This window comes from Chryseobacterium sp. CH21 (genome assembly GCF_004119445.1).
In the GTDB taxonomy this organism is placed as follows: domain Bacteria; phylum Bacteroidota; class Bacteroidia; order Flavobacteriales; family Weeksellaceae; genus Chryseobacterium.
Map to the genome: position 1 here is coordinate 18,419 of NZ_QICI01000069.1, position 12,855 is coordinate 31,273.

7 protein-coding genes and 1 pseudogene are annotated in these 12,855 nt (G+C 35.6%); 5 read left to right on the forward strand and 3 right to left on the reverse strand.

Features of this window, described 5'->3' with window-relative positions:
- Positions 1–26: 26 nt before the first annotated feature.
- The 3 genes from BOQ62_RS14635 to BOQ62_RS14645 all read right to left on the reverse strand — a co-directional run bounded on the left by BOQ62_RS14635 (position 27) and on the right by BOQ62_RS14645 (position 5,797).
- Positions 27–3,440 (reverse strand): T9SS type A sorting domain-containing protein, encoded by a 3,414-nt coding sequence (locus tag BOQ62_RS14635; protein ID WP_129040637.1) that lies wholly within the window; start codon positions 3,438–3,440, stop codon positions 27–29.
- A gap of 207 nt (positions 3,441–3,647) precedes the next feature.
- Positions 3,648–4,787, reverse strand: a complete 1,140-nt coding sequence (locus BOQ62_RS14640) for an EpsG family protein (protein WP_228414183.1) — start codon at positions 4,785–4,787, stop codon at positions 3,648–3,650.
- Between the two features lie 2 nt (positions 4,788–4,789).
- A complete protein-coding gene (locus tag BOQ62_RS14645; protein ID WP_129040638.1) occupies positions 4,790–5,797 on the reverse strand; it encodes a hypothetical protein in 1,008 nt (335 codons plus the stop codon).
- 193 nt (positions 5,798–5,990) lie between these two features.
- Here BOQ62_RS14645 and BOQ62_RS14650 point away from each other — a divergent pair, with 193 nt between their 5' ends.
- From BOQ62_RS14650 to BOQ62_RS14670, 5 genes and pseudogenes are all read left to right on the forward strand, one after another.
- The gene (locus BOQ62_RS14650) at positions 5,991–9,644 is read left to right on the forward strand and encodes an MMPL family transporter (RefSeq protein ID WP_129040640.1); all 3,654 of its coding nucleotides are present in this window, start codon (positions 5,991–5,993) and stop codon (positions 9,642–9,644) included.
- Positions 9,645–9,686: 42 nt separating this feature from the next.
- Positions 9,687–10,600, forward strand: a pseudogene (locus BOQ62_RS14655) (dialkylrecorsinol condensing enzyme DarA).
- A gap of 1 nt (position 10,601) precedes the next feature.
- Positions 10,602–11,741 (forward strand): beta-ketoacyl-ACP synthase III, encoded by a 1,140-nt coding sequence (locus BOQ62_RS14660; protein ID WP_129040642.1) that lies wholly within the window; start codon positions 10,602–10,604, stop codon positions 11,739–11,741.
- Entirely contained in the window at positions 11,741–12,172 is a 432-nt protein-coding gene (locus BOQ62_RS14665; protein WP_129040644.1) for a hypothetical protein, read from the forward strand. The genes BOQ62_RS14660 and BOQ62_RS14665 overlap by 1 nt, the downstream gene beginning before the upstream one ends.
- Positions 12,173–12,179: 7 nt before the next feature.
- Positions 12,180–12,623 (forward strand): ABC transporter permease, encoded by a 444-nt coding sequence (locus tag BOQ62_RS14670; RefSeq protein ID WP_079243425.1) that lies wholly within the window; start codon positions 12,180–12,182, stop codon positions 12,621–12,623.
- Positions 12,624–12,855: the final 232 nt, after the last annotated feature.

Genomic DNA, 12,855 nt, shown 5'->3' on the forward strand with positions numbered 1-12,855 from the left:
ACCCCTTACCCCTTCATTTTCAAGCATTATCGTTTTATAATTTTAACAACTGCTTCCGAATTATTTATTCTTATTACATACACCCCGCTATTTAAGGATGACAGATCTGTCTGATTATTTATGAATTTTCCGGATTTTACGAGTTGTCCCAAAGCATTAAAAATCTGAAAACTATATTCTTTATTCACAGCAGCTTTGATATACAGAACATTGGAAACCGGACTTGGATATAAAGTGATCTTATTATCTGCAACCTTAAGCTCAATATTAGCAATGCTCAATGTAGGATCATTAGGTACTACGGTAATTCTAGAGGCTGGACCTTCTTCATTACCACTTGCATCATACTTTATTTTCACACATCGACAGCCCACCCCAAAATAGGGATCGTTATTATCATGAAAAACCATTATTCTATTCGTTGTAGGAGCTGCATCAAAAAGTACATTCACTGATCTTCCTATATAATTTGAGGTTAACGCAGCAGTCCATATAGCCGGATACTGAAAATTAAGGACATTAAACGTCCCCTGCACCGTTTGATTTGTGATCACACTACGGAATCCCCTGGATCCTGAATCAGGATAGTTCCCTATCGGATAAACTGGATTATTAAATATATATCCTATCGTAGCATTGGTAGAGTTTCTTACTCTGGTTCCTAGATAATCTGTAACAATACTATATGATGTAGCTACATTTTTGTCCTTTTTATACCAGGGAGTTTGTCCAAAATCTGCTCCTGAAACCAAAGCCACATTCATCAGATCAGGAATTCTCCAGCCTTCCGGACAGGGATCAAAAGGAGATTTCTTACCTCCTCTTCCCCATCTGTCAAGGGCCAAGTTGGGCTCTGTTGCCAACCAATCTGTTCCGTTGGTATAATTGGGTGTTGTACTGTTAAAAGGAGCCAAAGTACTGGGAATCATATATACCAGAGGATTTCGGACAGAATAGGATATTATTTTGGAAATCCGTTCTATCGGTTTATCTGTAACCTGAACATTTGATGTAGTTGCATAAGTATTATAAGGAACTATATAATTACCCGAAAGATTATTATAATCAGTAGAACTAAGCGTTGTGTATGAGACTAATCCGTTAGCAGCAGCTGTTCCTAAAGAAATAGTATAGAAACTTCTATTATCTGCATTTTGGAAGACAGGGATTGGATCTTTTCGTCCCCACTGATAATGCAATCCCGTAGACGCACGTATTTTTAAAAGCTCATCAGCCGTAGGAGCAAGAGGGTTTATAACATTGGGAAAAACATCTGTAGCACCAAGATTACGATCCATAAAGGTTGTCTGTAATATCACATCTGCTTTATTAACATAATTTATATAGTTAGCCGCTGCTGCAGGAGCTTCTGTAGTATAAGTATAAGACTGTACAGGAGAATCTGTAACCCAGATATGCCAGCTCCAATATACAGGTGCTGATATACTACCGTTATGTAATGTCACTACAGCATTTCCACTTTGATTGGGAGCGATTTCTAAAGATATTCTGGAATCAGTAATCCCCTGCAGCGAAGAGGGTGATGGATTTATAACTGAAATTTTACTGATAAGACTGGTATTGGTAGTCCAGAGAACATTTCCTTTTAAATTATTAAAACTTGAAGGATTCAATATATCAGAATTGTTCAATAATTGACTTTGTACTGAAAATGCTTTGTTTACTGGAATATCAATAACATTAGCTGTTCCACTTTTAACGATCTGATAGGTATTGGGATTGTTAATTCCTTCTTTATATTCTATAACAGCAGGAAGATATTCTGTAGGAAAATCATAGTCATTGAGAAGATATAAAGGATCTTTTATACATCTGCAGCCGTTTGCATCTGAGGTATACATTCCTGACATAGGAAAGTAATAGTAACGTCCTTTAATATTGGGATAATTAGCATCCGGGATATCGAGTTGTGTTTTATCAGGAATCATAGAAAGTCCCCTCACAGTAACAGCCGGAGAAGCATCGAACAGCCGCGCCATAGTAGATGTCCACAATGCTATATGATGCTGATCGCTATATTGCCCCAAATGAGCACTTCTGAGAAGCTGTCCGTTTCCGGGAAAGATTCCCATATCATTTCCCCCTGCTGTTGAGAGGTCAAAACCAATATTAGGATACACTTTAAATCCAGTTATAAAACCGGGAAGACCGGCATCAGTAGGTTTTATAATATGATATTTATTGGTTTCAAAGACGTTTTTCGCCATATTAGTTTTCACTCCGAAAGGTGAAAAGTCTATTCTGATATCATCCACATAGGAGCCGGAAGCCAGATTCGCTACCAGCATAGAGGGTATCCTCCATCCGTTGGGACAGGGATCATAGGGAGATTTATCTCTATACGGCTTCGCCTTATCATCAGTATTGTAAACAGTTTCTATTTTCCCCTGAGCGTTATCAGACCAAAGATTAAGTTCTGAAAGTCTGTTATCCGGCAAAGTTGTAGATTTTCCAAACCAGTTGACCGGCAGATTAACATTATTATTGTAATAAGCCTGACCGGAATTATCTTCTTTATTGACATAGATAAGGCTAAGGGGATTTTTTACGGAAAGTCTTATATTATTTGTTACTTCTGCTGCAGAAAGCAATACGAATTTTCTGAGATCATCAATACTTATGGCATTGGTCATATTTTTGTCCCTCCTATGTCTTACTCTTCCTATAGATCCTGAAGCTTCATAGAAATCATTTCCTCTAGTAACCAAGGGTGGAATCGGATCTTTTCTTCCCCACTGATAAAGAAGCCCTATATTTCGATTCCATTCTGATGCAGTGATAGATTTTGTAAGCGCTCCCAGATTCCTGTCCATCCATTTCCAGTCAATGTCCGGAATCACTTCTGTTGTTCCATCTGATTTCATCCTTTTAACGTTATTGAAACTTTTATAGGACGTTCCGTTCGTAGGATCATCAGTTACCCAGATATGCCAGCTCCAGTAGATTTCTCCGTTTACTTTAAAAGCAATAACGGCATTTCCTTTTTTTGCTTTATTGACAGGAACTTTTATTTTAGCATCCTGACCGGTTCCTGTCATTTCGAGAGTATAGTTTGCTCCGGACTTTATGAGCCCATGGGCATCTTCCCATAAAACATCTGCAGTTACTGTTCCTGCCGGGATACCACTTCCGTTCAGATATCCCCCTCCTTCCCACATGACATATGCTTTTTTTACGGGAATTAATAACCCCTCACTATTCTGATCCGGATCAAAAATGTAGCTATTAGGTGCTTTTTTCCAATCCGGGATCCATATTGTGCTCAATAGATGCATCGGTTTAGCGAGTGAATCCGGACTTCTACTAATCAACACATGATAATCTACTGAGGGAAAACTTTCTCTTATATTACCTCTGGAACAGGTTGCCAATGATATCAGGCAGAAAGTCACCGCTAATTTTCCAACTAACCTTTTCATATCTTATGGATTTGAGTATCATTAGCGGAATGCAATTTTTAAGCCCACATCAATAAAAATAGATTTATTTTATAAATAAAAATAAAATATTCAAATTATGTTATTAATAATTCAAACACAAATCCCATAAACAGCACAAACACAAACTATGCATGGACATAAAAAAAGACAGCTAAAAACTGTCTTTATATTTTAACTTCCAAAATACTATGGAAGGATGTGATTTTTATAACGTTCTATTGAGAATCTTCCCGCTTTGATATTATTAAAGATCGAGAAGACAACGAAATTGAAGACGACAAGTGAAATAATAAATATATAGATTATATTCTTGGTCCTCGAGGACACCACATACATGGTATTTGGAATAATGATATACGAAAAACCAATGAACGCCCCTGCAAGCCTCGATGAGAAAATGGGGTTATTTCTAAAGATAAAATACAGACAAACCCCAAATACAGCATAGTTCCTATGATATTCATAATAAGGATATAGTTCTTTCATCTTATTGTCAAAGGCAAAAAGAAAGAAAGTCAGAATAGCCATCATTACTTCCGGAATACCTATGCCTCCATTCAGACGCTGCACTGTTTCGTCTATATACCCATTGAATCCCTCCACAAGCATATTCTCAGAAGCCATCCCATCCAGGAAGCTACCAAAGCTCCTATATATCTCAAATGGAGACAGAAACACTGAGCCTATAATCATAATAAGCATTATGGTCTTATTCAACGGAACACGGGCCAGCCAATACATGGGAAGAAATAAATAACAAACACTGTGTATACCAGACCCTATGAATATAAAGAATAAATAATGCCAGAATTTCCGTTCTTTAATATAGCGTATCGCAAAGTAAACGATAAAGGTCCCCAGATTTTGTCTTATCTGCCCACTTTCTCCGATAAAGAAGTTGGGAATAAACATAAAAAGGGTAAAAGTAAAAGGATAAAAAGTATTGTCTTCTGTATATTCTACTTTAAAGATCATTGCAATAATAGCAATAACCAGAGTCAACATATAAAAAGGTGCATTGAAAACGTTGAGAAGAATTTTATTAATCAGCGTATACAGCCACTCCACATCCAGGTTTTCTTCTCCTTTCATGTGAAGCATCTTCATAAAGATACTGCTGTAGCTTTTGGTATCAGAATATATATAAATCCCTTTGTAACTTCCGTAGTCAGGACCTACATCATCCCTAAGTCCCACAATGATAATAAAATAAACAGCAAGGAACCAAAACCATTTTTTATCCACCTTTTTTCCATACACTTCCTGAATACTGAAGAACAGCATATAGATGATTGCAATAATATAATATGGATGTAGTAAACTCATGCTTAAATCTCTGATGTTTTTTTAAACTGATAATATGCTGTGATAATTCCTGTCAGAATTAAAGGCAGAAAAAGCCTCACCTCCCAAAAAAGCCCCACTAAAGTAATCATAATAAGGTAAGGGATTGAAAAGAAAAAATATTTTCCAAAAATTCTTCTGTTTTCGTCTTCCGTATAAAGCTTATATATAAAGTAAATCACAATGATCGCAAAGACCAATCCCGCAAGATTAAAAGGGCTTGAAAAATTTCTGTTAATATAAAAACCTTCTACAAAAGTAGTCTCATCCTGAACAAGTAAAGCTCTCAACCCCAGATATGGAACAAGAAAAGCGATTATCAGGGGAATTATTTTTAAAATGATCTGATAATTTCCCTTTTTCAGATCATCAATATTGAAAAATACGGCGGCAAAAAAGGCAATATTCAGACAGGCTGTTTCTCTTACTAATGTAGAAATACCGATAAGACCAATAAGAATAGAAAAGAAAACTATTTTCCTTGTATCTAAATATTTCAGGGTTAAAAACACTCCAGACAGATAGCAAAAGAGTGCTATAGTATCACAATTTGTGGGTGCATATTGAGTAATGACTATAAAAAAAACCGATAAAAGATGGATAATTCTCCTTGCATTAAGATTCAAAATAAGACCTGTTGATCTTAGCTTAAATACAGCATTCAAAATGAAAGAACACAAAATAAAGAATACACTGTTCATCAGGAAAAGCCCATGATAGAAAGGTGTCCCGTTCTTTGACAGAAAATCTTTAAAAGAAGAGAGAGGACCATTGATCAGATTATACATTAAATCTGTCATCTGTACACTCAGATAGTTGGGAATTACTCTGTAAGCATATACCGAGGAAAATAAAAAATCTGGAGTTTTTTCTGATGTTTTCAGTCTTGTATAGGAAGATTCAAACCCATAGTAAGACATAGCAAACAGTAGAAGCGGAAGTACTATTACAAATAGAAATCCGTTTATTTTTTCAACATTTTTTTTCAACATATCTAAAACAGATTCTTATTTTTTTAATAATAATTGTGAATTAAAATACATTTTTTCGAGAGGGAACTTTTGCAAAAGTAGAATATTTTTTTATTCTGCCTAGAATATTTTATTGATTTTCAGTCAAAACTTGTATAGAACTATTTTGATCTAATTCTTAAAAATTTAAATTTGCAGACTTGATTTAAATGCAATGCATCGCTTTTTTATATTTTTATATTATCTGATTTCCAAAAATAAAATCCTATCTGTATTTACAGCCTTAGGAATTGCCGTCTTGTGCCTATTCTTTGCTTCAAAGATTAATTTCGAGGAAGACATCAATCAGATCATTCCTAAAAATGAAAAATCTGATCTTACAGCAAAGGTTCTTAAGCAGCTCAATTTTTCGGATAAGATCATTGTTATTATAGAAAATAAATCCAGTGAAGACAGTTTTCAGCTTTCGGAAACAGCAGATACGTTTTTGAAAAAGATAGAACCTTTACAAAAATATATCGGTTCTGTGCAGGGCAAAGTGAATGATAATGAGATTTCTGAAACATTTGATTTCGTCAGCCAGAACTTACCTCTATTCCTGAATGAAAATGATTACAAGGAAATTGACCGCAAACTTCAGAAAGACAGTATTGCCAAACAGGTAGAAGATAATTACATCTCTTTGGTTTCTCCCACAAGCCTTGTTACAAAGGAATTCATTAAAAAAGATCCTTTAGGACTTACTTTTTTAGGAATCAAAAAACTGAATGCTTTAAACATCAGCAAAGATTTCAAATTGGAAGACAGCTATATTGTCACCAAAGACGGGAAGAACCTCTTACTTTTCATCGATCCTAAAAACAAGAGTAATGATACGAAGGCTAATGAAACTTTTGTAGATCAGCTCAACTCAATAAAAGACGGTATTAATAAACAGTTCAAGGGAAAAACAGAAATCAGTTATTTCGGTTCTCCGGTGATTGCTGTTGCCAATGCGAAGCAGATTAAAAAAGACATTCAGAATACCGTTGTGATTTCCATGACGGTACTTTTGGTTCTTCTGATCTATTATTTCAGAAATGTTTTCACTCCTATTATTGTCTTTTTACCAACATTATTTTCTGTATTGCTGGCTTTACTGGTTCTTTATTTTATTAAAGATAAAATTTCTGCCATTTCATTAAGTGTAGGTGCTATTTTGATTGGAATTACCATTGATTATGCCCTCCACATTCTCACCCATTATAAACACAACAATAATATTGAAGAGCTTTACAAAGAGATCACCCAGCCTATTATATTGAGTAGCGCAACAACTGCTGTTTCATTTTTATGTCTGGTTTTTGTACGGTCTGAAGCATTAAAAGACTTAGGCCTCTTTGCAGCTATTACCGTTATTCTTTCTTCCGTCACAGCACTGATCATTGTGCCTCAACTCTATAAACCTAAAGAAAAGGGAGAACACCTTAACACTAATTTTATTGACAAAATCGGATCTTATCCGTACGAGAAAAACAAACCTCTAATCATTGGATGCTCCATTATCATTCTTGCCTGCCTGTTCGGATTCAGACATGTAGGTTTTAATGAAGATATCGGCGACCTGAATTACATTCCAAAAGAACTGAAAATCAGTGAAGCAAAACTGCAGAAACTTTCTGACATTACTTCAAAATCCATTTATACCATTTCTTATGGAAATTCTGAAGAGGAAGCCTTAACGAGAAATTCTGAATTGAGCAGTTTTCTTGAAAAAGAGAAAAAAGAAGGTAAAATATTAAGCTACAACTCCATCGGAAGCGTTGTTCTTTCGGAAAAAGACCAGCAAAAAAAGATTGAGAAATGGAACAGATTCTGGACTGATTCTAAGAAAAACCAGACTCTATCTGAATTAATCAGCAATGGAAACAAATTCGGGTTCAACAGCTCTGCTTTTGATGGATTTAACGAAGTTTTGCAGAAAAATTATTCTGCATTGAGTCTGAAAGATTATCAAAGAGTAAAAGCGCTTCAGATTTCAGAATTCATGAGCAACGAAAAGGGGTTCTACACGGTTTCCAATGTGGTAAAAGTAGACGAAAAAAAACGGGACACTTTCATCAAGGATATTGAGAAGAAACATGATGCCATTGCTATTGACCGCCAGCAAATGAATGAAAACTTCCTGGGATTGCTGAAAAGAGATTTCAATACGCTGATTAATTACTCTCTTTTAGCGATTGTTCTGACGATTATTGTATTCTTCAGAAATTTTGAATTAACCATCCTTACTATGTTCCCAATTGTTTTGACGGGAGTTGTAACAGCCGGAATTCTTTATTTCTTAGGACTGGAATTAAATATTTTCAGTACTGTGGTTTGCACCCTCGTATTTGGAGTGGGAGATGACTTCAGTATTTTCCTGACACAGGCCATGCAAAAAGAGCATACCACAGGTAAAAACGAATTACCAACTTATAGAACATCCATTATACTTGCGGTTTTTACCACAATACTTTCTATTGGATCGCTGATTTTTGCCAAGCATCCGGCACTGCACTCTTTAGCATTAGTTGCCCTGATCGGAATGTTCTCCGTAATTATTATTACTTCTACTCTATATCCGTTCTGGTTCAGATTCCTGATTACCAACAGAGCAAAAAAAGGACTTTCTCCAATTACCTTAAGAGTGTTCTTCGTTTCAATCTGCTCATTTTTGTATTACGGACTGGGAGGTCTTATATTTTCAGCATTTGGAAGTTTCTTTGTTAAAAATTCTCAAGGGAAAACACTGAATATTATCAAACTTATTTTAGCTAAATTTTTAACTTCTGTGCTTTATTCTAATCCTTTTGTAAAGAAGAAGGTCATTAAAAATCCATCAGAAGATTTCAATAAACCTGCTGTCATTATTGCCAATCATACCTCTTTTCTGGATACGCTTGCTATTGCAATGGCTACCCATAAAATTATTTATCTGGTGAATGACTGGGTATATGATTCTCCAGTTTTTGGAAAGCTGGTAAAGGCTCTCGGCTTTTATCCGGTTTCACAGGGAATTGAAAATGGAATGGACAAATTAAAGGAAAAAATTGCGCAGGGATATTCTCTTGTGGTTTTCCCCGAAGCAGAGCGCTCCTACACCAATGATGTTAAAAGATTCCATAAAGGAGCCTTTTATCTTGCCGAACAATTTGGTCTGGATATTCTGCCACTCTATATCCACGGCAACTCAGAAGTATTACCAAAAGGAGATTTTATTATCTATGACGGAAGCATTACGGTAAAAGTGGGCAACAGAATCAGCAAAGATGATACGAGTTTTGGTAAAAACTATTCTGAAAGAACAAAGAAAATTAACGCCTATTTTAGAAAAGAGTTTGCCAAACTACGTGAAAAGATTGAGGATGAGAATTATTTTAAAAAGAAATTATTCCTGAGCTATCTGTATAAAGACAGTGAAGTGGTAAAAGAAGTAAAAGAAGACTTTAATACCAATAAATCATTATATTTCGAGCTTAATAAACACATACCAAATGATGCCAACATTCTTCATATAGCGAATGATTTTGGGCAGAAAGATGCTTTGCTGACTTTATACCAAGCCGGCAGAAGAGTTTTTTCTCTGATAAAAAATGATGATAAAAGAGCAACGGCAGCCCATAGTTATCTGGCAAAAAGAAGAAAGATCCAGTATATAAAAGACCTTTCGGAAGTAAATAAAAAGATTGATGTGCTTCTGGTCTCAGATAATAATTTTGCAATGGATGATATTCAGGAGCTGCCGGAAAAGATCATTTTTGTGAATACAAAAAACACTTCGTTTAAAAGTGACAATTATGCACTGGAATTTAGTTCTGAATCATTAAAAGTATTTAAAACCAAATAATAAATAGGAAAAACATATTTTTGTAAACGCTAAAGAAAACTAATGAAGAAAAATATACTTATAATATATTATTCACAAACCGGACAACTCGAAGATATTGTGAGAAACATAGCCAAACCTTTTGAAGCCCAAAAGGACGCTTATGATATTACGTATTACAACATTCAGCTTAAAGAAGATTTTCCTTTTCCATGGCCGGGTGATGTTTTTTCAATACTTTTCCTGAATCTTATCTGCAGATTCCCAAAGAAATCCTTCCTCCTTCGGAAGAAATTCTGAACAAAAAGTATGACCTTATTCTTTTTGGATATCAGGTATGGTATCTCACACCATCCATTCCTATTATTTCGTTCTTAAAAAGTGAGTATGCAAGCCGCATTCTTAAAGACACTCCGGTAGTCACCATCTCCGGAACCAGAAATATGTGGATGCTTTCCCAGGAAAAATTAAAGGTTTACTTAAGAGATTTACAGGCTAAACTTGTAGGGAATATTGCTCTGGTAGACAGGCACGACAATTATACCAGCGTATTGACAATTCTTAGATGGCTTACAACAGGCCAGAAAGAAAAATCAGGGATGCTTCCCGCTGCAGGGGTTTCCGACGAAGAAATTTCAGGATCGGTAAAGTATGGCGAGATTATTGAAAGACATTTTAAGAATAATGACCTTACTCATTTGCAGCCAGATCTTGTGAAAAACGGAGCCATTGAAATCCGCGCATTTTTGGTACGCGTAGAGAAGGTGGGAAACAAAATTTTCACAGTATGGTCTAACCTGATTATCAAGAAAAAAGAAAAACGTCCATTGCTGATAAAATTCTTTAAGGTATATTTGATGGCAGCGATATGGATTATCTCACCTGTCGTTTTGGTTTTACACCTGCTTACAACCCCTATATTTTGGTTTAAAAGACAAAAACAAAAAAGATATTTACAAGGAATTAATTTAAAATAGAATGTACGACGTATTTATAACAAAAGCATCAAAATACTTACCCAATGAGCCGGTAGCGAATGATGAAATGGAGACTTATCTTGGGCTTATCAATGATGCGCCATCTAAAGCAAAATCACTTATCCTAAGAAATAATAAAATCACGACAAGATACTACGCTTTAGACAAAGAAGGAAACCCTACCCACTCTAATGCGCAGCTTACTGCAAAAGCAATCGAAGGACTTTTTGACGAAAATTTCAAAAAGGAAGATATGAAATTATTATCGGTAGGAACTACTTCACCGGATCAGATCCAGCCTTCTCACGCTTCTATGGTACATGGTGAACTGAACATCGGAAAATCTATTGAAATTAATACTTCAACAGGGCTTTGCAATTCAGGAATGAATGCGTTAAACTATGGATTCCTTTCCGTAAAAGCCGGTGTACAGGACAACGCAGTATGTGCAGGTTCTGAAAGAATGTCTGCATGGATGACTGCTGACAAATTCAACCATGAAGCTGAAAATTTAAAATTACTGGAAGAAAGACCTATCATTGCTTTCAAAAGAGAATTCCTGAGATGGATGCTTTCTGATGGCGCAGGAGCTTTCCTTCTGCAAAATAAACCAAGAGAAACCGGAATTTCTTTAAAGGTGGAATTCATTGATTTCTACTCTTATGCTCACGAAATTGAGGCATGTATGTATGCCGGATGTGACAAGCAGGAAGATGGAAGCCTGAAATCATGGGCAGATTACCCTTCTGACGAATGGCTGAAGCAATCTATTTTTGCGATCAAGCAGGATACTAAAATCCTTGATAAATATATTCTTGTAAAAGGAGCAGAAAGTTTAAGATCATCTTTTGACAAACATAATCTGGATCCTGAAAAAATAGATCACGTATTGGCACATATTTCTTCAGGATACTTTAAAGACGGACTGAAAGAAGAATTTGCTAAAAAAGGAATGGACTTCCCTGCAGAAAAATGGTTCTATAACCTTTCTGAGGTTGGAAACATCGGCGCAGGATCTATATTTATCGCCCTTGAAGAGCTGATGAACTCCGGAACATTGAAAAAAGGAGAAAAAGTACTTCTTTGCGTTCCTGAAAGTGGAAGATTCGCTTACTCATGTGCTGTATTAACCGTTTGCTAATGGAACACAGACTGCCAACATCCGATAAAGATTTTGTAGAAAGTCTTATCCCGCAAAGGTTTCCTTTTGTGATGGTGCATGAATTATCAGAGTATTCTGAGAATCACCTTTTATCTGGTTTTGAGATTAAAGAAGATAATCTTTTCATCCAGGACGGTTTTTTTCAAGCTTCAGGTCTGATTGAGCACCAGGCACAGAGCGTTGCTCTGCATACAGGATACAAATATTATCTGTTGGGGAAAGATGCTCCTACGGGATATATCGGAGCCATCAAATCTTTTGAAGCCGAAATACTACCTAAAGTAGGAGACCATCTGAAATCTGAGGTTACCATCCTTAATGAAGTAATGGGAGTTACGCTGGTAGATATTGTTACAAAGCTGAACGGTGAAGTAATTGCAAAATCTCAAATGAAAACCGCTGTAAAATAAACTGGAAATGGAAATAAAGGAAGAGAATATCATCAATATACACAACTTTTTACCGCATCGTGAACCGATGTTGATGGCAGACTATATTCTGGAACTGACCAAAGAAAAAGTAGTGACTTCCTTTGAAATCAAAGAAGATAATATATTTGTTCACAACAATGAGTTCGCGGAAGCCGGATTAATAGAAAACCTGGCCCAAACCTGCTCTTCTATCCTTGGACAAAGCTTCTTTGAAAATCCTGAAGCCGATACTAAAGTGATTGGATTCATTACCAATATCAAGAAGATTGAGATTTTTGCTCTTCCAAAAGTGAATGACAAAATCATTTCCAAGGCATCTCTTATTTCACAGTTTGAAAATATATGCCACATCTTCTGTGAAACATTTAATAATGATGAATTATTGATCAGAGCAGAAATTAACCTGTTCATTCAGGAAGTAAAGTCGTAAAGATCAATGCAACATAGAATATAAAAAGCTGTACAAAACGTACAGCTTTTTTATTCTCAACCTTACTAAATGAATTTGTGAAAATTTGTGCAATCCATTTGTGCTATTTGTGTTTAAAAAATATGTTTTAGCTAAAGCCCGCTCCTATTGAATTGATTATAAAAAACCTTACATAAAAACGTCCGTTTTTTGTTTATTTACACATCCATCACAATCCTTCAAAACAACTGAT

What these genes read in the sequence shown, in the direction of transcription:
- BOQ62_RS14660 (WP_129040642.1), top strand. Translation starts at nt 10,602, where the DNA reads ATGTACGACGTATTTATAACAAAAGCATCAAAATACTTACCCAATGAG.
- BOQ62_RS14645 (WP_129040638.1), bottom strand. Translation starts at nt 5,797, where the DNA reads ATGTTGAAAAAAAATGTTGAAAAAATAAACGGATTTCTATTTGTAATA.
- BOQ62_RS14640 (WP_228414183.1), bottom strand. Translation starts at nt 4,787, where the DNA reads ATGAGTTTACTACATCCATATTATATTATTGCAATCATCTATATGCTG.
- BOQ62_RS14665 (WP_129040644.1), top strand. Translation starts at nt 11,741, where the DNA reads ATGGAACACAGACTGCCAACATCCGATAAAGATTTTGTAGAAAGTCTT.
- BOQ62_RS14650 (WP_129040640.1), top strand. Translation starts at nt 5,991, where the DNA reads ATGCATCGCTTTTTTATATTTTTATATTATCTGATTTCCAAAAATAAA.
- BOQ62_RS14670 (WP_079243425.1), top strand. Translation starts at nt 12,180, where the DNA reads ATGGAAATAAAGGAAGAGAATATCATCAATATACACAACTTTTTACCG.
- BOQ62_RS14635 (WP_129040637.1), bottom strand. Translation starts at nt 3,440, where the DNA reads ATGAAAAGGTTAGTTGGAAAATTAGCGGTGACTTTCTGCCTGATATCA.